The 26,715-nt window shown below is 71.7% G+C and carries 26 protein-coding genes and 2 riboswitches; of the genes, 16 read left to right on the top strand and 10 right to left on the bottom strand.

Going from position 1 to position 26,715, the window contains the following annotated elements; genetic code table 11:
• Positions 1-59: 59 nt before the first annotated feature.
• The 3 genes from CS0771_RS00945 to CS0771_RS00935 form a co-directional block, all read right to left on the bottom strand.
• Positions 60-596 (bottom strand): SUKH-4 family immunity protein, encoded by a 537-nt coding sequence (locus tag CS0771_RS00945; protein WP_212839357.1) that lies wholly within the window; start codon positions 594-596, stop codon positions 60-62.
• A gap of 176 nt (positions 597-772) precedes the next feature.
• Positions 773-1,549, bottom strand: coding sequence for a M23 family metallopeptidase (locus CS0771_RS00940; protein ID WP_212839356.1), 777 nt, complete (start codon positions 1,547-1,549; stop codon positions 773-775).
• A gap of 22 nt (positions 1,550-1,571) precedes the next feature.
• Positions 1,572-2,444 carry a M23 family metallopeptidase gene (locus tag CS0771_RS00935; protein WP_212839355.1) on the bottom strand — a complete coding sequence of 291 codons (873 nt, stop codon included), beginning with the start codon at positions 2,442-2,444 and terminating at the stop codon, positions 1,572-1,574.
• Between the two features lie 168 nt (positions 2,445-2,612).
• Between CS0771_RS00935 and CS0771_RS00930 the strand changes: the two genes are divergently transcribed.
• Positions 2,613-4,637, top strand: a complete 2,025-nt coding sequence (locus CS0771_RS00930) for a BTAD domain-containing putative transcriptional regulator (protein ID WP_212839354.1) — start codon at positions 2,613-2,615, stop codon at positions 4,635-4,637.
• A 9-nt stretch (positions 4,638-4,646) separates the two neighbouring features.
• On the opposite strand, the gene ftrA is transcribed toward CS0771_RS00930, so the two are convergent.
• On the bottom strand, positions 4,647-5,633 hold the full coding sequence (gene ftrA / locus CS0771_RS00925) for a transcriptional regulator FtrA (protein WP_212839353.1): 987 nt from the start codon (positions 5,631-5,633) through the stop codon (positions 4,647-4,649).
• A 98-nt stretch (positions 5,634-5,731) separates the two neighbouring features.
• Here ftrA and CS0771_RS00920 point away from each other — a divergent pair, with 98 nt between their 5' ends.
• From CS0771_RS00920 to CS0771_RS00910, 3 genes are all read left to right on the top strand, one after another.
• Positions 5,732-6,190 carry a rhodanese-like domain-containing protein gene (locus CS0771_RS00920; RefSeq protein ID WP_212839352.1) on the top strand — a complete coding sequence of 153 codons (459 nt, stop codon included), beginning with the start codon at positions 5,732-5,734 and terminating at the stop codon, positions 6,188-6,190.
• Positions 6,191-6,369: 179 nt separating this feature from the next.
• Positions 6,370-6,559: riboswitch (cobalamin riboswitch) on the top strand.
• A gap of 160 nt (positions 6,560-6,719) precedes the next feature.
• Positions 6,720-9,167 (top strand): ribonucleoside-diphosphate reductase subunit alpha, encoded by a 2,448-nt coding sequence (locus tag CS0771_RS00915; protein WP_212839351.1) that lies wholly within the window; start codon positions 6,720-6,722, stop codon positions 9,165-9,167.
• Positions 9,158-10,177 (top strand): ribonucleotide-diphosphate reductase subunit beta, encoded by a 1,020-nt coding sequence (locus tag CS0771_RS00910; RefSeq protein WP_212839350.1) that lies wholly within the window; start codon positions 9,158-9,160, stop codon positions 10,175-10,177. The genes CS0771_RS00915 and CS0771_RS00910 overlap by 10 nt, the downstream gene beginning before the upstream one ends.
• A gap of 6 nt (positions 10,178-10,183) precedes the next feature.
• On the opposite strand, the gene CS0771_RS00905 is transcribed toward CS0771_RS00910, so the two are convergent.
• Both CS0771_RS00905 and CS0771_RS00900 read right to left on the bottom strand, forming a co-directional pair.
• Complete coding sequence (locus CS0771_RS00905; RefSeq protein ID WP_244870528.1) at positions 10,184-10,909, bottom strand: HD domain-containing protein; 726 nt, start codon at positions 10,907-10,909, stop codon at positions 10,184-10,186.
• A gap of 59 nt (positions 10,910-10,968) precedes the next feature.
• Complete coding sequence (locus CS0771_RS00900; protein WP_212839349.1) at positions 10,969-11,862, bottom strand: MHYT domain-containing protein; 894 nt, start codon at positions 11,860-11,862, stop codon at positions 10,969-10,971.
• Between the two features lie 123 nt (positions 11,863-11,985).
• On the opposite strand from CS0771_RS00900, the gene CS0771_RS00895 reads away from it, so the two are divergent.
• The 5 genes from CS0771_RS00895 (at position 11,986) to CS0771_RS00875 (ending at position 17,213) form a co-directional block, all read left to right on the top strand.
• Positions 11,986-12,621: an AAA family ATPase gene (locus CS0771_RS00895; RefSeq protein WP_212839348.1), complete on the top strand. Its 636-nt coding sequence runs from the start codon at positions 11,986-11,988 to the stop codon at positions 12,619-12,621.
• Positions 12,622-12,636: 15 nt separating this feature from the next.
• Complete coding sequence (locus CS0771_RS00890; protein WP_212839347.1) at positions 12,637-13,581, top strand: MurR/RpiR family transcriptional regulator; 945 nt, start codon at positions 12,637-12,639, stop codon at positions 13,579-13,581.
• Entirely contained in the window at positions 13,574-14,494 is a 921-nt protein-coding gene (locus CS0771_RS00885; RefSeq protein WP_212839346.1) for an N-acetylmuramic acid 6-phosphate etherase, read from the top strand. Before CS0771_RS00890 ends, CS0771_RS00885 begins: the two co-directional genes overlap by 8 nt.
• Before the next feature lie 489 nt (positions 14,495-14,983).
• Complete coding sequence (locus tag CS0771_RS00880; RefSeq protein WP_212845539.1) at positions 14,984-15,916, top strand: RNA polymerase sigma factor RpoD/SigA; 933 nt, start codon at positions 14,984-14,986, stop codon at positions 15,914-15,916.
• 253 nt (positions 15,917-16,169) lie between these two features.
• On the top strand, positions 16,170-17,213 hold the full coding sequence (locus tag CS0771_RS00875; RefSeq protein WP_244871286.1) for an IS30 family transposase: 1,044 nt from the start codon (positions 16,170-16,172) through the stop codon (positions 17,211-17,213).
• Positions 17,214-17,281: 68 nt separating this feature from the next.
• On the opposite strand, the gene CS0771_RS00870 is transcribed toward CS0771_RS00875, so the two are convergent.
• Positions 17,282-18,262 (bottom strand): C40 family peptidase, encoded by a 981-nt coding sequence (locus CS0771_RS00870; protein WP_212839345.1) that lies wholly within the window; start codon positions 18,260-18,262, stop codon positions 17,282-17,284.
• A gap of 9 nt (positions 18,263-18,271) precedes the next feature.
• Positions 18,272-18,411, bottom strand: a riboswitch (cyclic di-AMP (ydaO/yuaA leader).
• 489 nt (positions 18,412-18,900) lie between these two features.
• Here CS0771_RS00870 and CS0771_RS00865 point away from each other — a divergent pair.
• Together CS0771_RS00865 and CS0771_RS00860 are read left to right on the top strand one after the other, a co-directional pair.
• A complete protein-coding gene (locus CS0771_RS00865; protein WP_212839344.1) occupies positions 18,901-19,401 on the top strand; it encodes a DUF6232 family protein in 501 nt (166 codons plus the stop codon).
• Between the two features lie 82 nt (positions 19,402-19,483).
• The gene (locus CS0771_RS00860) at positions 19,484-20,218 is read left to right on the top strand and encodes a PIG-L deacetylase family protein (RefSeq protein ID WP_212839343.1); all 735 of its coding nucleotides are present in this window, start codon (positions 19,484-19,486) and stop codon (positions 20,216-20,218) included.
• 32 nt (positions 20,219-20,250) lie between these two features.
• Here the strand turns inward: CS0771_RS00860 and CS0771_RS00855 are convergent, their stop codons facing one another.
• A complete protein-coding gene (locus CS0771_RS00855) occupies positions 20,251-21,129 on the bottom strand; it encodes a helix-turn-helix transcriptional regulator (protein WP_212839342.1) in 879 nt (292 codons plus the stop codon).
• A gap of 178 nt (positions 21,130-21,307) precedes the next feature.
• Between CS0771_RS00855 and CS0771_RS00850 the strand changes: the two genes are divergently transcribed.
• Positions 21,308-21,502, top strand: coding sequence for a DUF397 domain-containing protein (locus CS0771_RS00850; protein WP_212839341.1), 195 nt, complete (start codon positions 21,308-21,310; stop codon positions 21,500-21,502).
• On the opposite strand, the gene CS0771_RS00845 is transcribed toward CS0771_RS00850, so the two are convergent.
• On the bottom strand, positions 21,494-22,186 hold the full coding sequence (locus CS0771_RS00845; protein ID WP_212839340.1) for a DUF6082 family protein: 693 nt from the start codon (positions 22,184-22,186) through the stop codon (positions 21,494-21,496). The genes CS0771_RS00850 and CS0771_RS00845 overlap by 9 nt on opposite strands.
• A gap of 67 nt (positions 22,187-22,253) precedes the next feature.
• Positions 22,254-23,018: a serine/threonine-protein kinase gene (locus CS0771_RS00840; protein ID WP_212839339.1), complete on the bottom strand. Its 765-nt coding sequence runs from the start codon at positions 23,016-23,018 to the stop codon at positions 22,254-22,256.
• Positions 23,019-23,199: 181 nt separating this feature from the next.
• Here CS0771_RS00840 and CS0771_RS00835 point away from each other — a divergent pair, with 181 nt between their 5' ends.
• The 4 genes from CS0771_RS00835 (at position 23,200) to CS0771_RS00820 (ending at position 26,709) form a co-directional block, all read left to right on the top strand.
• Positions 23,200-23,613 carry an organic hydroperoxide resistance protein gene (locus CS0771_RS00835; RefSeq protein WP_212839338.1) on the top strand — a complete coding sequence of 138 codons (414 nt, stop codon included), beginning with the start codon at positions 23,200-23,202 and terminating at the stop codon, positions 23,611-23,613.
• A gap of 4 nt (positions 23,614-23,617) precedes the next feature.
• Complete coding sequence (locus CS0771_RS00830) at positions 23,618-24,088, top strand: MarR family winged helix-turn-helix transcriptional regulator (protein WP_212839337.1); 471 nt, start codon at positions 23,618-23,620, stop codon at positions 24,086-24,088.
• Positions 24,085-25,077 carry an NADP-dependent oxidoreductase gene (locus CS0771_RS00825; protein ID WP_212839336.1) on the top strand — a complete coding sequence of 331 codons (993 nt, stop codon included), beginning with the start codon at positions 24,085-24,087 and terminating at the stop codon, positions 25,075-25,077. The genes CS0771_RS00830 and CS0771_RS00825 overlap by 4 nt, the downstream gene beginning before the upstream one ends.
• A gap of 126 nt (positions 25,078-25,203) precedes the next feature.
• Positions 25,204-26,709, top strand: a complete 1,506-nt coding sequence (locus tag CS0771_RS00820) for a pitrilysin family protein (protein ID WP_212839335.1) — start codon at positions 25,204-25,206, stop codon at positions 26,707-26,709.
• Positions 26,710-26,715 lie beyond the last annotated feature (6 nt).

Here is a 26,715-nt window from a genome sequence, read left to right as displayed (position 1 = left end):
CCCGGGGCGCTGGCTGCGTCGAGAGGCGGGCTCGGGGCCGACGGTGTCCGGACAGGGCGTCAGTAGAGCCAGCGGTCCAGCACGGCCGGCCAGTAGAAGTGCGCGTGGCTCCCGTCGCCGAACGCGGCGGGATCGAGCCGCCTGATCCGTGCCAGCAGCTCGGCCAGCTCGTCCAGCGCGGCGTCCTCCAGGTCACCGGACTCGTCCCAGTGCGCGAGCGCGTATGAGGTGTTCATCGCCGTACCCACCAGGTGCAGGGAGCAGAGCCATTGGCGGACCGACGAGTTGACGATCCGGTTGGGGGACTGCGGTCGGGCCTGCTCGAGCACCCGCCCGGTGCCCGGCTCGACCCGGAACACCTGGCGCGTCGCCGGATCCTGCTCCGCCACCCGGTAGCCGCCGTCCTCGGCGTGAAACGTCACCGCGTCGACGATCTGCTCCAGCAGGGGCACGCCGATGTCGATCAGCGCACGACGGTCGGGCTCCGGCAGGTCCCAGGACGTGATCTCGCCGGCTCCGGCGCGGACGACACGCCCCTCACCCGCCCACGCGACCAGCTCATCACGGGTGGGCATCTCCACGGACAGCTTTTCCACACCGAACCCTAACCGCCGATCCTGAAGATCAGGGTCTCGTGTCGAAACCTCAGGCCAGGCCCCACCTTTGGACACGAACTCGCGATCATCCCCCAGACCGCTCCGCCCCGCCGTGGCGAGGCGTTAAGAAGGGCACCTTCTTATACGGAAAGCGATAAGAAGGTGCCCTTCCTTGCCTAGCAGCGGGGGACGCCGGGGATGAAGCCGTCGTATCCGGTGTAGACGTAGGCGTCGGAGATGAACTTGCCCGTGCCGATGCGGTCCCAGATGTTGCTGGTGCCGTAGGTGCCGGTGACCGTGGTGCCGGTGGTCTGGCACTGGATGGACACGGTCGCGCCGTCGGCGACGGTGCCCACGGCGGCGTAGCCGGTGCCGGGGCCCGAGCGGATCGTCAGCGCCGAGCCCGCGGTGTTGACGGTGCCCTGCGCCGCCCCACCGCCGCAGCCGTTGTCGCTGGTGTAGTTCTTGGTGCCCCAGTAGAGCGCGGTCACGCCGTTGAACTTGATCTGGACGGCGGAGCCGCCGGAGCGCTGCTCGTAGTGCAGGTGGGGGCCGGTCGAGCCGCCGGTGGTGCCGACGTATCCGATCACGGTGCCGTACTTGACGGTCTGGCCCACCGACGTGTTGAACGAGTTCAGGTGCGCGTAGTAGGTGGTCCAGCCGTTGCCGTGGTTGATCCGGACGTACTTGCCGTAGCTGGTGTCACCGAGGTTGGTGACGACGTCCACGGTGCCGGGGGCGCTGGCCACGACGGGGTCGCCGAGGTCGTCGGTGCGGTTGAAGTCGATGGCGTTGGCGGGGCTGTGGTTGGTGCGGGTCTGGCCGGACCAGACCTGGTTGCAGGGGAACGGGACCTTGAAGGTCGGGGCGGCCATGGCCGGGCTTGCTTCGACCAGCACGGCCGCGCCGATGGCCAGGGCGGCGGTGGCCAGCCCCAGGACGCGCTTGAGCATGGGTTCTCCTCGGGGTGAGAGGTCAGGCGCAGTGTTCGAAACCGGAGGTGTACGTGGTGCCACCGGCGCTGCCGCCCCATTTCACGCAGCCGGGGGCGGTGCGGATGACCGGCCCGGCGTAGTAGGAGTAGCTGCCGGAGTCGGTGGTTCTGCTCGCCCCCTGCGGTTCCAGGAAGGAGCTCGTCGCGGTGGGCGTGCCGACGCTGGACATCTTCAGCGTCACGGTGCAGTTCTGGCCCGTGGAGCCCTTCCACAGCAGGTTCGCGGTGCCCGCGCTGCCGAGCTTGACCGAGTCGATCATCTGGAAGCCGGCGCCGCAGACCTCGGCGGGGTCGTACGACGTGGCGCAGTTGTTGCTGGTCACGTTGGCCGAGCCGTAGCCGAAGGTGCTGCCGTTGAAGACGGCCTTGATGATGTGCGACTGCGAGCGGTCCGGGTAGCGCACCTCGTAGTGCAGGTGCGGGGAGATGTTGTTGCCGGGCTTGCTGGTGTTGCCGAGCGCGCCGATGGCCTGGCCGCGCAGCACGGACTGGCCGGCGACGACCGCCCGGCTGTCCAGGTGGGCGTAGTAGGTGAAGTAGCCGCCACCGTGGTCGATGACGATGAGGTTGCCGTAGCCGTTGACGGAGCCCTGGTGCGCGGAGACCTCGACGGTGCCCGCCGCGGCGGCGACCACGGTGTCACCCAGGTCGGCCGTGGCGGTGGAGCCGCGGTTGAAGTCGATCTCCCAGGAGACGTGGGCGCTGCTGTTGGTGCTGTTGCCGTTCCAGGTCTGGCCGCACGGGAACGGCAGCTGGAACGCGGGTGCGGCATGGGCGGGTGAGGATAGCAGGACCGCACTCGTCACGCCGAGGAGCAGCGCGGCGGCACCGGACAGGAGCCGGAGTGGTCGCATGTGGCCGTTCCCTTCCGTGGGGTGGTGGACAGGGTGTACACAGCGTCGCGACCGGTGCTCCAACGATTCTCCAGAACCACTACAGCCGTTCAGCCGAGCGCTCTGGTCCGATCGGCCGAGCACGCGTAGGCTCAGGCGATCGATCACGGATCGTGAGTGGTTGGGGCGATGGCGGACCGGCTGGAACTGCGCATCCTGGGCACCTTCGAGCTGACGCGCGACGGGGTGGCCGCTTCCGTGGGTGGCGTGAAACCGCGCCAGCTGCTGGCGACGCTGGCGCTGCACCATGGCCGCACCGTGTCGGTCGACCACCTGATCGAGGTGCTGTGGCCGCAGGACCCGCCCCGCTCGGCACTGGCCAATGTGCAGACGTACGTCAGCGCGCTGCGCACCTGTCTCGGGGACCGGCTGCGCCGCCAGCCGCCCGGCTACCGGCTGGAGCTGTGCCCGGACGAGCTGGACCTGCTGCGTTTCGAAGAGCACGCCCGCGGCGGCGACCCGGCCGGCCTCGCCGCGGCGCTGGAGCTGTGGCGCGGCGAGCCGCTGGAGAACCTGCCCGCGTCCCCGCTGTGGCGCACCGAGATCGACCGGCTGGTCGAGCGGCACCGCTCGGTCCGGCAGCGCCGGGCCCTGCTGCGCATCGAGGCGGGGCAGCCCGCCGCGGCCGTGGACGAGCTGCGCCGGCTGGTCGGCGAGGAGCCGCTGCGGGAGGAGGCGTGGCAGCTGCTGGTGACGGCGCTGCGCGACGCGGGCCACCGGGCGGAGGCGCTGTCGGCGTACGCGGCCGCGCGCCGCACGCTCACCGAGGAGCTGGGCGTCGAGCCGGGCGAGCCGCTGCGCCGCCTGCATCGCACGCTGCTGGTCGAGGAGGAGGGCCCGCTGCCGTTCGGCGCCCGGCTGGACGGTGCGGCGGCGCTGGTGCTGCGCGGGCTGGCCCGGCTGGCGGTGCCGTCGGTGCCCGGCTGGGTGACCGCCGCGCTGCTCGACCGTCCGGACGCGACGGAGGTGCTGGCCTCGCTGGACCGGGCCCGCCTGCTGCGCCCGGCCGGCCCGGACGAGCTGGGCCAGGCCCGCTACGGCCTGCCGGTGCTGGTCGGGCTGCTCGCGCCGGACCTGCCCGGCGAGGCGATCGGCGCGGCGCTGACCCGCGCGCTCGGCGGCTACCTGAGCCTGGCCGAGCGGGCCGCGGGCGGGCTGCCGCCGCAGGTGTTCGGGCCGGGGCTGACCGTCGCGCCGCGCTGGCCGGTGCCGGACGCGGCGGAGCTGACGGGCGACCCGGTGCGCTGGTTCGCCGCGGAGCGGCAGGCGCTGCTCGGCGCGGTCGAGGCCGCCGCGGGCAACGGGCTGTCCGATCTGGCCTGGGAGCTGGCACACGCCATGGTGGCCTGGTGCGACATGGGCGGGCACACCGCGGAGTGGGAACAGACGCACCGCGCCGCGCTGGCCGCCTGCCGGGCGGACGGCAACCTGCTCGGCGAGGCGGTGACCCTGCGCGGGCTGGGCCAGCTGCACCTCTACCGGGACCACTACGAGGAGGCCGCGGAGGCGTTCAGCCGGTCCCGGCTGCTGTTCGCGCGGCTGGGCAACCTGTGCGGGCAGGCCGCGGCGCTGGCCGGGCTGGGCACCGGGCACCGCATCCGGGGCGAGCTGGACGACGCGCTGGACTGCTACCGCCAGGCCCTGGAGGCGTACCGGATGCTCGGGCACCGCCACGGCGAGGCGTACGCGCTGGGCGCGCTCGGCATGGTCTGGCTGGCCCGCGGCGACCTCGCCGAGGCGTTCCGCGACTTCGGCGTCGGGCTGCGGCTGGCCGAGGAGATCGGCGACGCGCACCGGTCCGCGCTGCTCACCCGCCAGCTGGGCCTGGCCCGGCTGCGCAGCGGCGACCTGGCGCACGCGCGCGCCGACCTGACCGCCGCGCTGGACCGCTTCGCCGTGCTCGGCGACGCGCACTGCGAGGCGTACTGCCTGACCGACCTGGCCGCGCTGGAGGCGCCGGAGGTGGCGGTGCGGCGGCTCACCCAGGCGCTGGAGATCTTCGAGCGGATCGGCGACCGGCGCGCCCAGGCGCAGACCTCCCGCCGCCTGGGCGAACTCCACCGCGGCGACGCGCGCTACGGCCTGTCCGACGCCTACCTCGCCGAGGCCCGGCGCCTGCAGTCCACCGTCGAGATGACCCGCATGCCCTTCTGACGCCCGCGGTCAGGGGCGGGTGCGGAAGGTGCGGCGGTATGACGACGGCGACGTGCGCATACACCGGCTGAAGTGGTGGCGGAAGGTGGCGGGGGAGTCGAAGCCGACGGCGGCGGCGACCTGCTCCACGGGGGAGTCGGAGGTCTCCAGCAGCGGCAGGCTGGCCGCCACCCGCTGCTCGATGAGCCACCGGATCGGGCTGGTGCCGGTGTGCCGGGCGAAGTGGCGCAGGAAGCTGCGCGGCGACATCCGGGCGTGCGCGGCGAGCAGGTTGACCGTCAGCGGCTCGGTGAGGTGGTCCAGCGCCCAGGCCATCGCGCGGGCGACCCCGTCGTCGTCGACCACGTCGCGCACCGGCAGCTCGATGAACTGGGCCTGGCCGCCGTCGCGGTGCGGCGGCAGCACCAGCCGCCGGGCGACCGTGTTGGCGATCTGCGCGCCGTGGTCGCGGCGCACCAGGTGCAGGCAGAGGTCCAGCCCAGCGGCGCTGCCCGCGCTGGTGACCACCTGGCCGCTGTCCACGTAGAGCACGTCGGGGGTGACCTCGACCAGCGGGTGCCGCTCGCGCAGCAGCGGGGCGTAGCGCCAGTGCGTGGTGGCGGCGCGGCCGTCCAGCAGCCCGGCGGCGGCCAGCGCGAAGGCGCCGGAGCAGATGGACACGATGCGGGCGCCCCGGGCGGCCGCCGTGCGCAGCGCCGCCACCAGGGCGGGGGAGACGGGGGCGTGCACGTCGGCGACGCCGGGGACGATCACCGTGTCCGCCGCGGCGAGCACGTCCAGGCCGTGCCGGGCGGTGACGGTGAAGCCGCCGACGGCCGGCATGGGGTCGGGCGTCTCGGCGCAGACGGCCAGGTCGTACCAGGGCACGTCCAGCTCCGGGCGGGGCAGGCCGAACACCTCGACCACGCAGCCCAGCTCGAACGGGGCCATCCCGGCGAAGGCCAGCACCGCGATCCGGTGCCGGGGCCGGGTCTCCAGCGTCAGCGGCGTACCCATGGCGAGATCTTAGCGAACAGCGGCGTCACCGCCACTCGTCCGCGGAGCCCGGCCCGCCGAGGATGGACGTGGTTGATCGAGTCGTAGAGGAGCAGCTCATGTCCGCCGTTCTCAGCACCCCGCCGGCCGCCGCCGACGTCGCCGCCGCCCACTTCGCCGCCCGCCTGTCGTTCGAGGCCGACGTGTCCGATGTACACGCCGATCTGGCGTCGGGCACGCCGGGCTTCGTCCTGGTCGACTCGCGCTCGCGGGAGGCGTGGGAGCAGGGTCACCTGCCGGGCGCGGTGCACCTGCCCACGGCGGAGATCGCCCGCCGGGCGGCCGAGGTGGTGCCCGCCGGCAGCGTCGTCGTCACCTACTGCTGGGGGCCCGGCTGCAACGGCGCCACCCGGGCCGCGCTGGCCTTCGCCCGGCTGGGCTATCAGGTCAAGGAGATGCTCGGCGGGTACGAGTACTGGGTGCGCGAGGGCTTCGACACGCAGGGCCTGCTCGGGTTGCAGAAACACGACGTGGACCCGCTGACGGCGCCCGCGAGCGGCGCCGCCTGCGCCTGCTGAGCGCGCCCATCGACGACTGTCGCGATGGACCATCGATGACACGCCGAACTTCATATGGGGTCGCTTTCCTCGCGGTGCCACTAGATGTAGTGTGAATCCATCGCTGGTCCACCCCTCCGGTGCCCTCAGGCACGGGGTCGAGGGGTGCGCGCGAGCCGTCGTGAGGCGGCCTCGCGCTGAGGGAATCCGGTGCGATTCCGGAGCTGCCCCGCAGCGGTGAGTGGGAACGAAGCCGTCCCGCGCCCTCCCGCGAAGAGGGTGCGGAGCAGCACTGGGCCGGGTCCGGCCTGGGAAGCGACGGCGTAGGGGGTCGACGTGCGGCGCGGCGTGAGCCGGGCCGGTCGGCCGCGCCCACGAGCCCGAAGACCTGCCGGCGTGCGCGCCGCGGCCCAGCCCGCGACGCGCCCTCGACCCGTCTGTCCATCCGGACCAGAACGAGTCGAGGACACCGGGCCGCGCGGGACGGTCCACGGTGGACCGTGCCCATCCGGCTCAGGATGAGTGCTGTTCGCGTGCCCTCCCGCGTTCGATGAGGGGGAGCGCACGCTTGACCAGCACGACCTTCCGCAACACGACCGCCACCGGCACGTCCGGGTCCGGCGGGCCGGGCACGCCGCCCGAGGACGCGACGACGCTCATCACGGCGCTGGGGGCGCTGCTCGCCGAGGCCGCGCGGGGACTGCCTGACGTGGACCACCGCGCGGTGCTCGACCCGGTGGCGGCCGGGATCTGGCCCGGAGCGACCGAGGCCGACCTGCGGCTGCGCGCCGTCGAGACCGCCGCCGCGCTGGTGGTGCAGGAGCCCGGATACAGCCGCCTCGCCGCGCGGCTGCTCGCCGTGCACGTCGCGGAGGAGGCCGCCACCCAGGGCGTGCACGACTTCGCCGGCTCGGTGCGGGCCGGGCACGAGGCGGGGCTGCTCGCCGACGACCTTGCCGCGTTCGTCGCGGCGCACGCGGACGAGCTGGGGGAGCTCGTCGACCCGGCCGCCGACGACCGCTTCGAGTACTTCGGGCTGCGCACCGTCTACGACCGCTACCTGCTGCGCCACCCGGTGACCCGCAAGGTGCTGGAGACGCCGCAGCACTTCCTGCTGCGGGTGTCCTGCGGGCTGATGGGCGAGGTCGGCGACGCGGGCACCGCCGGGCGCCGCCTGCCGGGCAGCACGGCCGCGGTCGCACGGGTGTACGCGAAGCTCAGCCGCCTGGCGTACCTGCCCAGCTCGCCGACGCTGTTCAACGCCGGGGCCCGGCGCCCGCAGCTGAGCAGCTGCTTCCTGCTCGACTCGCCGCGCGACGAGCTGGAGTCGATCTACGAGCGCTACGCCCAGGCGGCCCGGCTGTCCAAGTACGCGGGGGGCATCGGGGTGTCGTGGAGCCGGATCCGGTCCCGCGGCTCGCTGATCCGCGGCACCAACGGCCTGTCCAACGGCATCGTGCCGTGGCTGCGCACGCTGGACGCCAGCGTGGCCGCGGTCAACCAGGGCGGCCGACGTAAGGGCGCGGCGTGCGTCTACCTGGAGACCTGGCATGCCGACCTCGACGAGTTCCTCCAGCTGCGCGACTCGACCGGCGAGGAGAGCCGGCGCACCCACAACCTGCACCTGGCCAACTGGGTCCCGGACGAGTTCATGCGCCGGGTGGAGGCGGACACGGCCTGGTCGCTGTTCGACCCGAAGGACGTGCCCGAGCTGGTCGACCTGTGGGGCGACGACTTCGACCGGGCCTACCGGGCCGCCGAGGCCGCCGGGCGCGCGGTGCGCACCGTCCCGGCCCGGGAGCTGTACGGCCGCATGATGCGCACCCTGGCGCAGACCGGCAACGGCTGGATGACGTTCAAGGACGCGGCCAACCGGACCTGCAACCAGACCGCCGTGCCCGGCAACACGGTGCACCTGTCCAACCTGTGCACCGAGATCCTGGAGGTCACCAGCGACGGCGAGACCGCCGTGTGCAACCTGGGCTCGATCAACCTCGCCGCGCACCTGGGCCCGGACGGGGTGGACTTCGCCGCGCTGGGCGACACCGTGCGCGTCGCGGTGCGGATGCTGGACCGCTCCATCGACCTGTCCTACTACCCGACCGGCGAGGCGGCCGGGGCCAACAACCGGTGGCGGCCGGTCGGCCTGGGCGTGATGGGCCTGGCCGACGTGTTCTTCGCGCTCGGCCTGGACTTCGACTCGCCCGAGGCGCTGGCCCTGTCCACCCGGATCGCGGAGGAGATCGCGCTGGCCGCGTACGACGCCAGCGCCGACCTGGCCGTCGAGCTGGGGGTGCACCCGTCGTACGGGGACACCCGCGCCGCGCGCGGGGTGCTGCACGCCGACCACTTCCCGGACGCGGTGTCCACCCGGCCCTGGGCGTGGGACGAGCTGCACGCGAAGGTGGCCCGCACCGGGCTGCGCAACTCGCTGCTGATCGCGATCGCGCCGACCGCGACCATCGCCTCGATCGCGGGCAGCGCCGAGTGCATCGAGCCGCCGGTGGCCAACGTGTTCAAGCGCGAGACCCTGTCCGGCGAGTTCCTCCAGGTCAACCGCTACCTGGTGGAGGAGCTGAAGGCGCGGGGCCTGTGGACGCCGGCGGTGCGCGACCGGGTGCTGGCGGCCGAGGGCTCGGTGGCGGGCATCGAGGAGATCCCGGCGGAGCTGCGGCGGCGCTTCCGCACCGCGTGGGAGCTGCCGCAGCGGGCGCTGATCGACCTGGCCGCGGCGCGCATGCCGTACATCGACCAGTCGCAGTCGCTGAACCTGTTCATGGCGGCCCCGGAGATCGGCAAGCTGTCCTCGATGTACGCCTACGCCTGGCGCAAGGGCCTGAAGACCACCTACTACCTGCGCTCCCGCCCCGCCACCGCGATCGCGCAGACCACGGTGCGCAAGGCGGCGGCTCCCGCGCCCGCGCAGCCGCTGCGCACCGCGAGCAGCCTGATCGACCTGAACCTGGAGAACCCGGAGATCTGCGAGGCATGCCAGTGACCACCCCGAAGAAGATGCTGCTCGACGCGGGCCTCGACCTGACCCTGCGGCCGATGCGCTACCCGGACTTCTACGAGCGCTACCGCGCCGCCATCCGCAACACCTGGACCGTCGAGGAGGTGGACCTCGGCAGCGACCTGCCCGACCTGGCCGGGCTGTCCGAGGGCGAGCGGCACCTGGTGAACCGCCTGGTCGCGTTCTTCGCCACCGGCGACACCATCGTGGCCAACAACCTGGTGCTGAACCTCTACCGCCACATCAACGCCCCGGAGGCCCGGCTCTACCTGAGCCGCCAGCTGTTCGAGGAGGCGGTGCACGTGCAGTTCTACCTGACCCTGCTGGACACCTACCTGCCCGACGACGAGGAGCGGGCGAAGGCGTTCGCGGCGGTGGAGAACATCCCGTCGATCGCCCGCAAGGCGAACTTCTGCTTCCAGTGGATCGACTCGGTGTTCGACCTGCCCGCGCTGCACACCGCCGACGAGCGCCGCCGCTTCCTGCTCAACCTGATCTGCTTCGCCGCCTGCATCGAGGGCCTGTTCTTCTACGGCGCCTTCGCGTACGTGTACTGGCTGCGCTCGCGCGGCCTGCTGGACGGGCTGGCCGCGGGCACCAACTGGGTCTTCCGTGACGAGTCCATGCACATGGACTTCGCGTTCGCGGTGGTCGACACGGTGCGGGCCGAGGAGCCGGAGCTGTTCGACGAGGACATGGGCAAGGCGGTCACCCGGATGATGGAGGAGGCCGTCGACGCCGAGCTGGCCTTCGCCGAGGACCTGTGCGGGGCCGGGCTGCCCGGCATGACCCTGGCCGACATGCGGCAGTACCTGCAGTACGTCGCCGACCAGCGGCTGGCCCGGCTCGGGCTGCCCGCCCGGTTCGGCGCGGCGAACCCGTTCCCGTTCATGGCGCTGCAGGACGTGCAGGAGCTGGCCAACTTCTTCGAGCGCCGGGTGACGGCGTACCAGGTGGCGGTGCCCGGCACGGTCACCCTCGACGAGGACTTCTGACCTCTCCTACTGGCCGAGGATCGCCGCGAACCGCTTCTCGGCGAGGTCGAACTGGGCGAAGATGTGCGCCTTGACCTCGCCGATAAGCGGCGTGTCCGCCCGCGCGACCAGCTCGCGCAGGGCGGGCACGAGCGGCGAGTACTTCGTCGCGGCCCGGCGTACCTTCGGCCCGATGGTGTGGATGACGCCCACGCCGTTGTCGGTGAAGTCGGAGACCTTGATGACCCGCGCCCACGGGTCCACGTCCAGCGACTCGACCACGTGCGCCCGGTACTGCTCGTCCTTGTCGCGGTCGAGGTCGTACTCCGGGTTGGTGACCGCGGCGACCAGCGAGGCGACCCGGGGGCTGAACCGCTCGGCGAGCACCGCGAGGGCCTGCTCGCGCGGCGGCGGACCGCTGCGGTGGGTCTGGCCGGTGATGCCCCACGGCTGGTCCTCGACCGAGTCGTGGAGCAGGGCGGCGACCAGCACGTCCCGGTCGGTGATCCGGTAGTAGTGGATGATCCGGATGGTGACCCGCAGCAGGTGGTTCAGGTACGGCTCGCGTACCCGCCGCTGCTCGGCGTGCAGCCGCGCGGCCAGCTCCAGGGCCTCGGCCAGCACGGCGCGGTCGGCCTCGGGCAGCCGCTCGATCTCCAGGGCGAACCGGTCGCGCAGCCCCTGCTCGCCGAGCACCTCGGTGATGGCGTGCAGGGGCATGGTCATGAGATACGCCGGCGCGGTCGCGTCCATGCCGGTGTTTATATCCGATCGGCGCAGCCCGCGTCGTCCCTCCGATGTGGAGCCGAGCCTCAGTGCGGCACCCTGGCACTGTTGCGGTCGGCCAGCGCACGGGCCAGGCTGAACGGTGGATTGACCGGTGCCATTTCGTCGTCGGTGCCGCGCGGATCAGGGATGACCAGGGCGGCATTGGCGGCGTGCGGCCCGGGCCGGGCCACTCCGGTGCCGTCGAACTCCTCCTGCATCATGGCCTGCAGTGCGCTGAACATCACACCGATCAGGCACAGCGCCGACAGCACCACGATGGGCACGATGAGCACGAACGGGCTGAGCCCGGAGACCTCGCCGTCGCCGTCGGTGCGCAGCGTGATCCGGACCGCCGCCATCGCGGTGTAGTGCATGCCGCACACGGCGACGCCCATCACGGCGGCGGCGGCGGTGATGGCGCGCCTGCCCGACACCGTCACGGTGAACCACAGCGCGACCGTCGCCGCGACCACGGCGATCAGCACGGACGCGCCGACCAGGCCGAGGTCGTAGCCGACGTCGCCGGCCACCCGCATCCCGGCCATGCCGGTGTAGTGCATCGCGACCATGCCGAGGCCGGTGAACCCGCCGCCCGCGACGACGCGCAGCGCCGACCGGGGGCCCTGCCCGGCGATGAACAGCCCGATGCCCACGGTGGCGACGGCGAGCGCGAGGCTGATGAACGTGACCACCGCGTCGTAGCGGACCGGGCTGTCCGGCACGTCGAAGCCGATGATCGCCATGAAGTGCATGAACCAGATGCCGGTGCCGCCGATCGACAGCGACGCGATGATCAGCCAGCGCGCCCGCCGCCCGCCCGTCGGGGCGCGCCGGGCGCGGGCCGTGCAGACCAGGCCGAGCAGGGAGCCGATGAACGCCATCAGGTACGCGGCGACCGGGTTGAACCAGCCGTACGCGAAATGGTGCACTTCTGCCATGGGAGCGCCTCCGGGGTAGCCGAAGATGCCATTGCGTCATGGAAGTTGCACGGACCATCGCACAGCGTGTCCGTGACCGCACTGTGGATCACCCTGTGGCGGGTGCAGGGTAGCGTCTGGTGCATGGCAGGCACGAGCGCGTCGGTGATCGCTCTGGTCGGCATCGACGGCTCGGGCAAGACGACCCAGGCGGTACGCCTGGCCGCGGCGCTGTGCGCGGCCGGCATCAGCGCCCGGTACGGCCCGAATCCGGGCGGCCGGCGCTTCCTCGGGCGTGTCGCGCGCCGGCTGGGCCGGCCGGACGCGATCGCCCTGGTCGGCCGCCGTGGGCTGCTGCTGATCGAGGCGGTGCTGCGCTGGCTGGCCATCGCCCGCTCGCTGGTGGCGGCCCGGCTGACCGGCCGCATCGCGGTGATGGACCGCTACACGCCCTGCCAGCTGGTGAGCATTCGGGCACACGGCGGCGGCGACCGGCTCGAGCGCTTGGTACGCGCGGCTTATGCCCCCTTCCCCCGCCCGGCTGTCATCATCTTTCTCGACGTCCCGCCTGCCCTGGCCTACGACCGGATCGAGCAGCGCGGCGACGACCACGAGGACATCGAATATCTGAACGTGGGCCATGCCGCCTACAAAGACGTACTGTCGGATGCGGTACATGTCGACGGCACCGGCGATCCCGACACCGTCGCTCAGGCCGTTTGGGCGGCCGTCTGGCCGGGCATCGAACACGGTTTGGCAGTTGACGCCGGGCAGTCGTGAAAGTAAGTTTCAAGCGTGGCGAAGAAGTCGAAAGTTTCTGAGGAGAGCGACGCCGCGCGCGCCGCACAGGAGCCGGCCGGGCTGATCGTTCAGATCAACGGCCTGCTGCCCGCGCTCTCCCCGGCGGAGCAGCGCGTCGCGCGGCTCGTGCTCGCCGACCCGGCCGCCTCGGCTCGCCGCACCATCACCGACCTGTCCGCCGCCGCGGAGACCTCCGAGGCGACGGTCATCCGGTTCTGCCGCTCGATCGGCATGTCCGGCTACCCCCAGCTGCGCATCCGGCTCGCCGCCGAGGCCGCGCGCCGGGTCGAGCCGGCCGACTCCCGGGTCGTCGGCGGCGACATCCCGCCCGGCGCGGACATGGCACAGATCATCGCCACCATCGCCTTCAACGACGCCCGCGCCGTCGAGGAGACGGCGGAGCAGCTCGACCCCGAGGTCTGCGACAAGATCGCGGACGCGCTGGTCAAGGCCTCCCGAGTCGAGGTGTTCGGGGCCGGCGCCAGCGGCTTCGTCGCCGCGGACTTCCAGGCGAAGCTGCACCGCATCGGCCGCGTGGCGTACTACTGGCCCGACCTGCACACCTCACTCACCTCGGCGGCCCTGCTCGGCCCCGGCGACGTGGCGCTCGGCATCTCGCACACCGGCACCACCGCCGACACCATCGACGTGCTGGAGCGGGCCAAGGCCGGGGGCGCCACGACCGTCGCGCTGACCAACTTCCCGCGCTCGCCGATCTGCGACGTCGCCGACTTCGTGCTGACCACCGCCGCGCGCGAGACGACGTACCGCTCGGGTGCCATGGCCAGCCGCCTAGCGCAGCTCACCGTGGTCGACTGCCTGTTCGTGGCCGTCGCCGCGCGCACCCGCACCAAGGCCCGCAAGGCGCTCGAGGTCACCGCCGAGGCGGTGCGCGGGCGTCGCGTCGGCACCTCGCGCCGCCGGTCCGGCGATGCCTGAGCTGCCCACCGCCTCGGTGCGCGTGAGCGCCCCGACCGAACAGCGGTACGCACCCAGCGCCGACCTCGACATGCTCGACACCCGGCAGATCCTGCAGGTGATCAACGACGCCGACCGGACCGTCGCCGACGCGGTCAGCGCCGTGCTGGACCCGCTGGCCGTCGCGGTCGAGGACGCGGTCGAGGCGCTGCAGCGCGGCAACCGCGTGCACTACGTCGGCGCGGGCACCTCCGGCCGGCTGGGCGTGGTCGACGCGGCCGAGCTGCCGCCCACCTTCAACGCCCCGCGCAGCTGGTTCTGCGCGCACATCGCGGGCGGCCCCGGCGCGCTGCTGGCGGCGGTCGAGGACGCCGAGGACGACACCGAGGCGGGCGCCGACGAGATCGCCCGCTGCGTGCGCACCGGCGACGTGGTGATCGGCCTGGCCGCGAGCGGGCGCACGCCGTACGTGCTCGGCGCGCTGCGTGCCGCGGGCGAGCTGGGCTGCCGCACCGGCCTGATCGCCGCCGACCCGCACGCCGCCGCGGCGGCCTGGGTCGACGTCTTCATCGGCGTGGACACCGGCCCCGAGGTCGTCACGGGCTCCACCCGGATGAAGGCCGCCACCGCGCAGAAGCTGCTGCTGAACGCCTTCTCCACGGCGGTCATGGTGCGCCTGGGCCGGGTGTTCTCCAACTTCATGATCGACATGGTGCCGACCAACGCGAAGCTGCGCGGCCGCATGCTGAACATCCTCGTCGAGGCGACCGGCCACGATGAGGACGAGTGCCGCCGCACGCTCGACGCGGCCGGCGGCGACCTGCGCGCCGCCCTGGTCGCCCTGCTCGCCGGGCGCGAGGTCGCCGCCGCCCGGGGCGCCCTGGCCGGCCACGGCAACCGCATCCGCGACGCGATCGCCTCGCTGGCCGACTGACTCCGCGCGGCTGCGCAAGATCGCCGTCTCGTGTCAGAACCTGCGGCTACACCGCAGATCTTGACACGAAACAGCAATCTTGGGCGCTCACGGCGCTATTGGGGTGGTCCGATCGTGGGCTTTTGGTGGCCGAATGGGTGTGGGTTTCACTCATCGGGGTATGCGGGTCATGCGATCAGGTGCGGCTGGTGTGGAACCGTGCAATAGCGTGCCCGTTCGAACGTCACAAGAAATGGCGACGCAGGTCACAGCGTTGTAGTGAGGTGGATCGCTGTGTCCGGGCGGCGCTGCATGGTGTCATAAATGGGGCATTGCGGACCGATAGGCGCGCGTCCAGCGAGTCGGTATGTCGGTATCAGCGAGTTCACAGCTTTTCGTGACAGTTTCGATGGGCAACGCGGAATCATTCGCAGGCGTCATCTGTTGTGAAGGTGTCAGTACCGCAAGGCCCTGCGGCGATTACGTGGGAGGGACCCGAACGTGGAGAACATGACCATGCTGCGCACCGACCAGGTGGCTGAGGAGCGCGACCTCGTCGGTGTATACCTGCACGAGATCTCACGTACCCCGCTGCTGGATGCCGCGCAGGAGGTCGACCTCTCGAAGGCGATCGAAGCCGGCCTCTACGCCGAGCACCTGCTGGAGGGCGACAAGCTCAAGCGCGGCCTCAAGCGCGACGAGCTCGAGAAGCTGGTGGCCGAGGGCGAGCGCGCCAAGGACCTGTTCATCCGGGCGAACCTGCGCCTGGTGGTCTCGATCGCGCGGCGCTACGTGCGCTCGGGCATGCCGATGCTCGACCTGATCCAGGAGGGCAACACCGGCCTGGTGCGCGCCGTCGAGAAGTTCGACTACGTGAAGGGCTACAAGTTCTCCACGTACGCCACCTGGTGGATCCGGCAGGCGATCAGCCGCGCCATCGCCCAGCAGGAGCGGACCGTGCGGCTGCCCGTCCACCTGGTCGAGGACGTCAACCGGATGCGCAACGTCGCCCGCCAGCTCACCCGTGAGCTGGGCAGCGAGCCGGAGCCGGAGCAGATCGCGACCGCGCTGGGCGTGACCGTCGAGCGGGTGACCGAGCTGATCCGCTGGTCGCAGGACACCGTCTCGCTCGACACCCCGGTGGGCGACGACGGCGACACCAACCTGGGTGACCTGGTCGCCGACCGCGACACGCCCAGCCCGGAGGAGATCGTGCTCTCGGCGCTGGAGCGGCAGCGGATCGAGGGCCTGCTCAACCACCTCGACGACCGCTCCGCGGGCATCATGCGGGCGCGCTACGGCCTGGAGGACGGCCGGGAGCACTCGCTGACCGAGGTGGCGTCGCGCTTCTCGCTGTCCCGCGAGCGCATCCGGCAGCTGGAGATCCAGGCGCTGGGCCGGCTGCGCGAGCTGGCCCGTGCCGAAGGCCTGCAGTCCGTCTGATCCCGCACGCGTCCCGTACACGGCGAAAGGCCCCTCCCGGAGCCTTGAGTTCTGGTGGTTGTCGCAACACCCCAGTTCAAGGGGTGCGATGGACTTCAAGATCCGTACTGACCGTACGGCGCAGGGGCCGAAGAAGCTGCGTGCTGAACGGGAGGAATACTTCCGGCTCGTGCAGCAGGGCTATGGCAACAGGGAGGCGTCCCGACGCGTCGGTGTTCATGAACGGACCGGACGCGAGTGGCGCAACGGCCGGATGGCCCCCAACCGGCTCCGGGCGCCCGCTCAGGCAGAGCGGGCGCCCGGAGCGTCGTCGAGGTATCTGCAGGAGGCTGATCGTCTCCACATCGCCGACCGGCTGCGGGACAAGGCCTCGGTGCGGGCGATAGCCGCAGAGCTCGGCCGCAGCCCGTCCACCATCAGCCGGGAGATCCGCCGTAATCGGCATCCGGGTAACGGCCAGTACCGACCGTATGCCGCTCAGGCCCGGGCCGACGGCCGCCGACCACGCCCCAAGCCCGGCAAGATCGGAGAGAATGCCGCCCTGCGGGACTTCATCCAGGATCACCTGGACAAACGGTGGAGCCCGGAACAGATCTGTCAGGCTCTGCGCAGACGATTCCCCGCGCGGCCGGAGATGCACGTGGTCCACGAGACGATCTACCAGGCCCTCTACGTTCAGGGCCGAGGCGAGCTACGCCGCGAACTCACCCGTGCGCTGCGCACCGGCCGTGCCCGTCGCAAGCCGCACCGGCAGGCGGCCAGCCGCCAGCCACGGTTCACGCACCCCATGGTCATGATCAGCGAGCGGCCGGCCGAGGTCGAGGACCGTGCCGTGCCCGGCCATTGGGAAGGCGATCTGATCATCGGCAAGGACGGCGGTTCGGCCATCGGAACGCTCGTCGAACGCTCCACCCGCTACGTCATGCTCGTCCACCTGCCCACCGGCCGCAGCGCCGAACACATGCGCGACGCCCTCCAGGCGACAGTGCAAGCCCTACCGGCCCACCTGGTCCGCTCCCTCACCTGGGACCAGGGATCCGAAATGGCCGCCCACCACGCCTTCAGCGTGGCCACCGACATTCCGGTCTACTTCTGCGATCCGGGCAGCCCATGGCAGCGCGGCTCGAACGAGAACACCAACGGCCTGCTGCGGCAGTACTTCCCCAAGGGAACCGATCTATCCGTCCACAGCCGTGACCACCTCGACGCCGTCGCCGTCGAACTCAACGGCCGACCACGCAAAACGCTCGGCTGGGAAACCCCAGCCGAGCGCCTGCGTACACTGCTCGCGGCCTAGACAACCAACCACGTGTTGCAACGACCCCTAGAATCCGCCAGCACCCGGGAGGGGCCTTTCGTCTGCGGTCAGAGCTTCACGCGGCCGTAGCCGTACGGCGTCATCATGTCGACGCTGGCGACCTTGACCACTTCGCCGGTCGTCGGCGCGTGGATGACCTTGCCGCTGCCGACGTAGAGCGCGACGTGCCCCAGGCCGGAGTAGAAGACGAGGTCGCCCGGCGCGAGCTGGGACCGTTTGATGTGGGTCACCTCGCGCCACTGCGTCGCCGCCTGGTGGTAGAGGCTCACCCCGGCGGCGCGCCAGGCGGCCAGGGTCAGGCCCGAGCAGTCGTATCCCTCGGGACCGTCGGCGGCCCAGATGTACGGCTTGCCCAGCGCGCTGTACGCGAACTTCACCGCGATCCCGGCCTTGCCCGCGTAGGCGGGCACCGCGCCGGTGTAGGTGGAGGTCGCCTCGTCGGTGAGGCCGGCCGCCCGGCGCATGGCCTTCAGCTTGTCCAGATCCTTCTCGACGGCCTTGCGCTGGGTGGACAGCGCCTTGACCCGGGTGGCCTGCTCCTGCAGCCGGGTGTCGAGGGCGGCCTTGGCCGCGAACCGGTCGCCCGCGGCGCGGTGCGCCTCGTCCAGCTGCTCCTGCTGGCTGGCGGCGAGCTGGTGCAGGGTGCTCAGGCGGGCCAGCAGCTCGCCGTCGGCAGACTTGTCCAGCAGTGCGTTCCAGCCTCGGAAGGCGCCCGTCCGGTAGGCAGTCGCGGCGATGCGGGCGACGTTCTGCTGTGCGGCGTCGGCCCTGACCTCCAGCGGCCCGAGATCACGTTCGAGCTGGGCGACCTCGGCGCGGGTCTGCTTGAGCTGGCTGTTCAGCTTGTTGTACTGCTCGACGATCTTCTCCAGCTGCGTCGACTTCGCCGTGATCTGCTTGCGGAGTTCGGCGGCGCTGGGCTCGGCGTGGGCGGGGGCCGCGGTGGCCAGCAGCCCGATGATCAGTGCACCGGCGGGGGCGAGCAGGCGCGCGGCAGCGCGCCAGCCCCTGCCATGGGGGGATGACAAGGTATGGGTGGCCCTTCTCCGTGGCCGCCTACCGAGTTAGCTGACGGGTTCGGGCGAAGGGCGCCCTACCGCGGTCACACATGGTGACTGCGGATTCACCCCAGTGGTGGTGGGTCCCCGGCTCGCGGCGCTCCGGACGACATCGATCGTCCCGATCGCTCGGCGACTCGGCGGCGCTGGTCCGGTGCCACCCGGGGGTGGGCGGCGGACAACCGGTCCAGTGCCGGCAACCGTATCCGCGGATCCGGCGAGCCCCAAGTGCGCGTTGACCGAAGTGCCCGAACTGCTCTGGCTTGCGGGAAAAGTTCCGTCACATCGAGTGATTCCTGAACGCACATTAGGTTCTGGAACGTGCCAACCTGCCAGGTGGCGGATTGAGGGACTTCACAACGATTGCTGTCCTCGGTCACACTGAGGTCACGAGGCGGCCGGACATCCTGAAGCGCACCAGCTCACCGGCGGCTCGACAGCGAGAGAAGACCGGCATCCGGCGGCCACCGGATACCGGCCTCAGGTCCACCACATGCCAGGCGTCGCCACCTGCGGGCATCAACCACCAGCCGAGCCCGCGTACAAGCAGTTGGGAGACTTCTATGAAGCCTACACGGGCGTCGGATCGGCCACCAGAACAGATGATCATGACCATCCGCCCCGGACTGCACTTCTCGTCGACCTGCTTCCAAGTCGGCGGGCGGCACTTCACCCTCAGCGCCCTGGAGAACGTCCACACCCGACAGGCCGGCCACGACCCGCTGACGCGCCGGGCCGGCGCCATGGCCGCCGCCGGGCTGGTTCTGCTCGGAGCGTTCGCGCCGCTGCTGCGCCCGGCCGGCATCGTCGCCGCCATCGTGGTGCTCAGCGGTCTCACCGTGCTCACCCTGGTCAGCTCCCGCCGCAGGCCGCGCCGGCTGGAGCTGTGGGCCGACTACCACGGGCACCCCACCCAGCTGTTCGTCAGCGACGACTGGTGGCTGTCCCGCGGGGTGGAGCGCTACCTGCGCCGGGTGCTCGTCGAGTCCCGCCTCGGCCACCTCGACATCCCGCACCGCCCCACCCGCGGCGTGCCGCACCCGTCGAACATGCACCCCTCCCGGCTCGTCCCCGGTGGCGGCCGGTCCGGCTGGGAACGCGCCGCCTGAGTGGGCGGCCCCTCGCGACCAGGCGTTGCCGCGCCCCGCGGCAGCGCCTGACCGTATCCGCCGGCGGCATATGCTCGGCCGCATGAGCTTCCCGCCCTCCGCCGCGCCCTGCCCCGACGTCGAGCGCGTGCTGTGCGTGTTCGCCCACCCCGACGACGTCGACTTCGGCGCCGCGGGCACCGTGGCACAGTGGGTCGACCAGGGCATCGAGGTGTCATACCTGCTGGTCACGCGCGGTGACGCGGGCGGCTTCGACGAGACTCCGCGCGACCGCATGCCCGCCCTGCGGGAAGCCGAGCAGCGGGCCGCCGCGGCCGCCGTCGGGGTCAAGCAGGTCGACTTCCTGGAGGGGTACGCGGACGGCTCGGTCACGCCCAGCCTGGCGCTGCGCAAGGAGCTGGTCGCGGCGATCCGCCGGGCGCGGCCCGACCGCATCCTGACCAGCGCGCCGCTGCGCCGCTGGGATCGCCTCGCCGGGCCGAGCCACCCCGACCACCTGGCCGTCGGCGAGGCGGTCACCTGCGCGGTCTACCCGGACGCGCGCAACCAGTTCGCCCACCCCGATCTGGGCGCGGCCGGGCTGGCCGCCTGGACGGTGCGGGAGATCTGGTACTCCGGCGGCCCCGACCCGGACCACGCCGTCGACATCACCGACACGTTCGACCGCAAGCTCGCCGCGCTGCGCGCGCACGTCTCGCAGACCGCGCACCTGCCCGAGCTGGACAGCATGCTGCGCGAGCGGCTCAGCGGGCTCGCCGAGTCGCTCGGCCTGCCCGGCCGGCTCGCCGAGGCGTTCACGGTGATCCGCACCGAGTAGGGGTCTGGGCGCGGCGCGGTGGCGGTGGTCGCCTACTCGTCGAGTTCGTCGGCGACGCGGGTGAGGAAGGTCAGCGAATCCTCTTCACTCAGCGCGGCCTGGGTCAGCCGGGCGAAGGCATCACGGTATGGCGTCACGAGCTCGTCACGCTCCAGGACCTCGCCTAGGTCCTGCGCCGTCGGGCTGTAGTTGCTGAACTCCAGGTAGACGACGTCGAACTCCGGCCCATAGGGGAACGACATCACGACGAACGCGGGTTCCAGCACGTGGAGCCCCGCACGGAACGGCAGCACCTGGATGTGGATGTTGCTTCGGCGGCCTAGTCGCACCAGGTGCCGGAGCTGCTCTCGCTGGATGTGTGCGTTGCCGTTCGTGCGGTAGAGCGTCCCCTCGTCGAGGACCACGTGGATCTGTGGCGGGTCAGGGCGATCAAGCACCTCCTGCTGCCGGCGCATGCGGATCGCGATGATGCTGTCCGCGTTGTCAGCGCTGGTCACATGACCGGCGAGCAGGACAGATCTTGCGTAACCGGCGGTCTGAAGCAGGCCGGGAATCACCAGGAGCTGGTAGAAGCGCAGCTCGGCGGCACCATCCTCCAGCCCGATGTAGGTCGAGAGCTTGGGAGCGTCGGCGCCCGCCTCCTTCCACCACGGGCGCTGCCGGGCGGCTTTCGCGAGCGACACCATCTGCGACACCTCAGACGGATCCTGGATGCCGTAAAGCTGCAGCAGGGCCTTGACGTCGGTGACCGTCATGCCGACGGAGCCGTTCTCGATCCGAATGATCTTCGACAGGGACCAGTCCAGGGAATCCGCCACCTGGTTCTGGGTGAGATCCGAGGAGTCGCGCGCCGATCGAAGGGCGTTTCGCAGGCGAAGCCGGGCGACTGCTGGATTCGTCCTGGGGCTCACCTGACCGGCCCACCTTCACGACGCGGTTGATCAACCATGTGGCAGCGTGCGACCTGGCCAATCGACTAGGGCTGCCTGCCACCATTCAGTGACTTGAGTTTAACCTGGACGCTGTCCAATCTGCCAGCACGCGGATGTGTGGGCAGTTCCGCCATTACTGTTGATCTTCGGAGTGAAGATGACATCAGTTCAGGCAGCGACCTGGCGAAAGAGCAGCCGCTGCGACTCGGTGACGTGTGTGGAGGTCGCCGTGTTCCCGGGGGCCGTCGGTTTGCGCGACTCCACGGATCCGCTGCAGCACATCGTGCTGTCGCCGGAGTCGTTTCAGGCCCTCATCGAGGGTGTGAAGGCCGGTGAGTTCGATCTAGCCTAGATCGGCTTCTCGGCCGGCATCGTCGCCCCTGGCGGGTGGTGGTGCCGGCTCGTTCATCTTCGTAGCCGGCGAGCCCGGTCCACCCTCCTCCGCCGTGGCCGCTCGCCATTGTTCATCGACGATCTGCACGAATCTCCGCTCCATTCGCAACCTGCTGCCGGCTGTGTAAGCCGGCCGCGCCTGCGGCCACCACGCGCGCGCGTCGGGATTGCGAAAGATGAGCCCTGCCTGCAGCCGAAGCGCATCGGGTGAGATGTCCTCGGTGAAGTAGCTGGATCGGAGATACATGAAAGTCATGTTGCGGTAGATGGAGCGCCGCCAGGCGGCTATGTCCTCCCCGCTCGCGTCCGGCGGCAGCGACGAGCTCAGGGTCGGGTCGTCCAGTTGCAGTTTCATCAGCTCGAACTGCATGGAGCGCGCGGCATCCTGCTGGCCGACGCGGGCCTGCCGCAAGCTGACGGCGATGGACAGCACGATGCCGATCAGCGTGAACGAGGAGAGGATCGCGGACGCCGCGCCGTAGGTCTGGCCGACATCGCTGAGCAGAGCCCAGTCGCCGGACATCATCTTCGTCGCGGCTTCGAGCAGCAGCGGCGACAGCAGTACCACGGCGATGAGCATCGTCGTCGTGAGCAGTGAAAGTGCATAGCTCGCGGGCAGCTTCGCCGGACCACGCCTCAGCATCGATCCGTGGTGACGAATAGAGCGACCCACGTCAACGAACGATGACTGCCTGCCAGCCGTGCTCGGCCTAGTGCATGGCGTTGCCCGCGATGGTCCACAGCCGCAGGGCGGCCTCGCGGGCGCTGGGCCGCGCCGAGGAGTTCTTGTCCATACAGGCGCGGCACAGGTCCGAGACGGCCTGCGGCAGCCCCGGCACACCGAGCACCGGCGTGGGCGCGAGGTGGCGCAGCGCCGCGGTCTCCTGCGGGCTGCGCCGCGGCCCGGCGTACGGCGACTTGCCGGTCAGCGACGTGTAGAGCAGCGCGCCGAGGGCGTACACGTCGTCGGCGGGGCTGGCGAAGGTCGGCGTGCCGGTGCCGATCAGCTCGGCGAGGCCGAAGTCGACCACCTTCGGGCCCTTGGTGGTCAGCATGACGTTGCCCGGGGTCAGGTCGCGGTGCACGACGCCGCGGCGGTGCGCGACGGCGAGCACGTCCGCCGCGGTGGCCGCGACCCGGACGGCGCCGGTCCAGGGCAGCGGGCCGTCGGCCAGCACGTCCATCAGCGCCTCGCCGCTGAGCAGCTCCAGCGCGAGGAAGCCGAAGTCGCGGCCGTCCGGGCCGGTCTCCACGCCCACGTCGATCACCTTGGGCACGTGCGGGTGGCGCAGCCGGTCGGTCATCGCCGCCTCGTGCCGGATCAGGCGGGAGTAGTGGCTGTCGACCACCTTGACCGCGAGCCGGGCGCCCTTGGCGGCGTCCACCGCCTGGTACACAGTGGAGACTCCGCCCCGGGCGAGTGGCCTGGTCAGCACGTATCGCCCGGCCAGCGCCGTGCCGATGGGGACATCCACGGGCGGGATTCTTCCGCAATTGCACGCGCAAAGCCATGACGCGAACTTCAAATCTTCGCTAAATGGTTCACCGGCTCATCGTCGCACCGGCCGCTCCGGTGCTCGGGCTGGTTCGGGGCGGTGATTCTGATCGCAGGCGTTTTAATTGTGTACAACTTAAATTGCGGTTAGCGTCGGGGGCATGACTCCTCTCTACACAGCGGTGGCGACCGCGACCGGTGACGGCCGTGACGGCAAGGTGCGCAGCTCGGACGGGCTGCTGGAGACCGCCGTGGCGACCCCCGTCGAGCTGGGCGGCGCCGGCGGCGCGACCAACCCTGAGCAGCTCTTCGCCGCGGGCTACGCCGCGTGCTTCCACTCCGCGCTGCGCGTGGTGGCGCGGCGGGCGAAGGTCGAGCCGGGCGACACCGAGGTGACGGCACAGGTCGGCATCGGCCGGGCCGGAGCCGGGTTCGGGCTCGCGGTGACCCTGGAGATCACCATGCCGGGCCTGCCCGCCGACACCGCGCGGCAGCTCGTCGAGGCCGCGCACCAGGTCTGCCCGTACTCGAACGCGACCCGCGGCAACATCGACGTGCAACTCGTGCTTCGCTGAGAGCATGACCGCCCGCGTGCCCGACGAGACCGACCTCGACCTGCGTAAGCAGGTCTGCTTCGCGCTGTACGCGGCCAGCCGCGCGCTGACCGCGCTCTACCGGCCGGTGCTGGACCGGCTCGGCCTGACGTACCCGCAGTACCTGGTCATGCTGGTGCTGTGGGAGCGGGGGGACACCTCGGTCAAGGCGCTGGGCACGTCGCTGGAGCTCGACTCGGGCACGCTGTCGCCGCTGCTCAAGCGGCTGGAGGCGGCCGGGCTGGTGACCCGGGCCCGCGACCCGCGCGACGAGCGCTCGGTCCTGATCAGCCTCACCGCCGCCGGCGACGCGCTGCGCACGCAGGCCGCCGGCATCCCGCGGGCCATCGCCGAGGCCACCGGCGTGCCCGCCGACAAGCTCGCCGACCTGCGCGACACGCTGCGCATGATCACCCAGGCGGCCCACTCGGCCGCCGAGGACAAGGAGACGACGTGACCACCGGACGTGAGATCCACCTGGCGTCCCGCCCGCAGGGCGTGCCCACCCCGGACAACTTCCGACTCGTCGAGGTCGACGTGCCCGCCCCCGCCGAGGGGCAGGTGAAGGTACGCAACCTCGTCATGTCGGTCGACCCGTACATGCGCGGGCGGATGAACGACGTCAAGTCGTACGTGCCGCCGTTCCAGGTCGGCGCGGCGCTCGACGGCGGCGCCGTCGGCGAGGTCGTCGAGTCGGCCTCGCCCGACCTCAAGCCCGGTGACCTGGTGCTGCACGGCTACGGCTGGCGCGACTGGGTGGTCGGCGAGGCGCGGCGGTTCCGGCGCCTGGAGCCCGTCGCGCCGCCGAGCGCGTTCCTCGGCGTGCTCGGCATGCCGGGCCTGACCGCGTACGTGGGGCTGCTCGACATCGCCGCGATGAAGCCGGGCGACACCGTGTTCGTGTCCGGGGCGGCGGGCGCGGTCGGCAGCCTGGCCGGGCAGCTCGCCAAGCTCAAGGGCGCGGGCCGGGTGGTCGGCAGCGCGGGCAGCGCCGCCAAGGTGGCCTACCTGACCGAGGAGCTGGGCTTCGACGCCGCCTTCAACTACCGCGACGGCGACCTGAGCGGGCAGCTCAAGCAGGCCGCGCCCGGCGGCGTCGACGTGTACTTCGACAACGTCGGCGGCGACCACCTGACCGCTGCCATCAACCGCGCCAACGTGGGCGCCCGGATGGCGATCTGCGGCGCGATCGCCGGCTACAACGAGCCCGTGCCGGGCCCGAACAACATGATGATGCTGATCGGCAAGCGGCTCACCCTGCGCGGCTTCATCGTCAGCGACCACGACGACCGCATGCCGGACCTGATCCGCGAGGTCGGCGGCTGGTACGCCGAGGGCCGGATCAAGGCGCCGGAGACCTTCGTGGCCGGGCTGGAGAACGCGCCGGAGGCTTTCCTGGGCCTGCTGCGCGGCGACAACACCGGCAAGATGCTGGTCAACCTCTGACGTCCCAGGCCGTGGGCCACGGGGCATCGCGCAGCGGCACCGGTCACTAGGATTCCCCGCGTGACGATCACCGTTGCGGCCCCGACGTGGACGCCCGGCCGGCCCGCCCCGCGGGCCCACTGAGCCGTGCTGCGTACCACCGAGGTCGACGGTGTGCCCGCGCTCATCGCGCCGTCCGCCGGCGCGATGAGCGCGGGGCTCATGTTCCGGGTCGGCCAGGCCGACGAGACGCTGGCCGAACACGGCGTCACCCACCTGGTGGAGCACCTGGCGCTGCACGACAGCGGGCTGTCCGACCACCACTACAACGGTGAGACCTCGTCCGTCTACACGCACTTCCACCTGCGCGGCAGCGAGTCCGACGTGGTGGACTTCCTCGGCCGGGTCTGCGCGGCCCTGTCCGGCCTGCCGATGTACCGGCTGGAGACGGAGAAGGAGATCCTGCGCACCGAGAGCCGCACCCGGGGCCCGCTGCCCGGCCTGCCGCTGCGGCGCTACGGCGCGCAGGGCTACGGCCTGCCCGGCTGCCCCGAGTGGGGGCTGGCCCGGCTCGGCCCCGACGACCTGCGACGCTGGGCCGCCCGCTGGTTCACCAGGCAGAATGCGGTGCTCTGGATCGCGGGCGCGGACGTGCCCGCCGGGCTGCGGCTGCGGCTGCCCGAGGGCGCGCGCCGGCCGGTGCCGCCGGCCGCGGCCGTGCTGCCGCGGCTGCCCGCGTACTACCCCGGAGACGGCACCGGCGTGCTCGCCAGCGCGGTCGTCCGGCGCAGCACCGCCGCGAGCGTCTACTCCGGCGTGCTGGAACGGGAGCTGTATCGCGACCTGCGCCAGGAGGGCGGGCACTCGTACACGGCCTCGTCGTCGTACGAGCCGCGCGGCGACGGGTACGCGACGGTGACCGCGTACGCCGACGCGCTGCCGGAGAAGCAGGACGCGGTGCTCGGCGGGTTCACCGAGGTGCTGGCCCGGATGCGGCGAGGTGAGCTGGATGCGCGCAGCGTCACGGCCGTACGCACCAAGGCTCTGGAGAATTTGAACCACCCGGAGATCGAGGCGACCCGCCTGCCCGGCCACGCCCTCAACCTGCTCACCGGGCAGCGTCACCTGCCCGTGGACGAGCTGCGCGCGGAGCTGGCCGCGGTCACCGACGAGCAGGTGCACGCGGTCGCCGCCGAGGCCGCCGGGACGACACTGCTGCAGGTGCCCCGGGGCACCGCGGCAGCTCCGGCCGGGTTCGCGCCCGCCCCGACGTCGTCGCCGGCCGAGGTCGCCGGCCACCGGTACGCGCCGCGGGACGCGGCCGCCGCGCGGCTGGTCATCGGGCCGGACGCGGTCGGCATCACCCGGCCCGGCTCCCGGATCACGGTCCGCTACCGCGAGTGCGCGGCGCTGCTGGCCTGGCCCGACGGGGCGCGGCGGCTCATCGGATACGACGGCGTCACGCTGCACCTGGAACCGGCGCTGTGGTCGGTGCCGGACACGGCGCTGGCCGCCGTCGACGCAGGGGTCGCGGCCGCCCGGCACATCCCGATGCCGCCTCGCGACCCGGACGGCATCCCGCGCAACGCGCCCGCCGTGGCGGCCGGCCCGATGCGCCGCCTGCTCGCGAACGCGCGCCTGTTCCTTTCCTGATGCCTT

Origin of the sequence: Catellatospora sp. IY07-71 (assembly GCF_018326265.1) — a bacterium.
GTDB lineage: Bacteria > Actinomycetota > Actinomycetes > Mycobacteriales > Micromonosporaceae > Catellatospora.
This window is presented reverse-complemented; position numbering and strand designations above follow the sequence as displayed.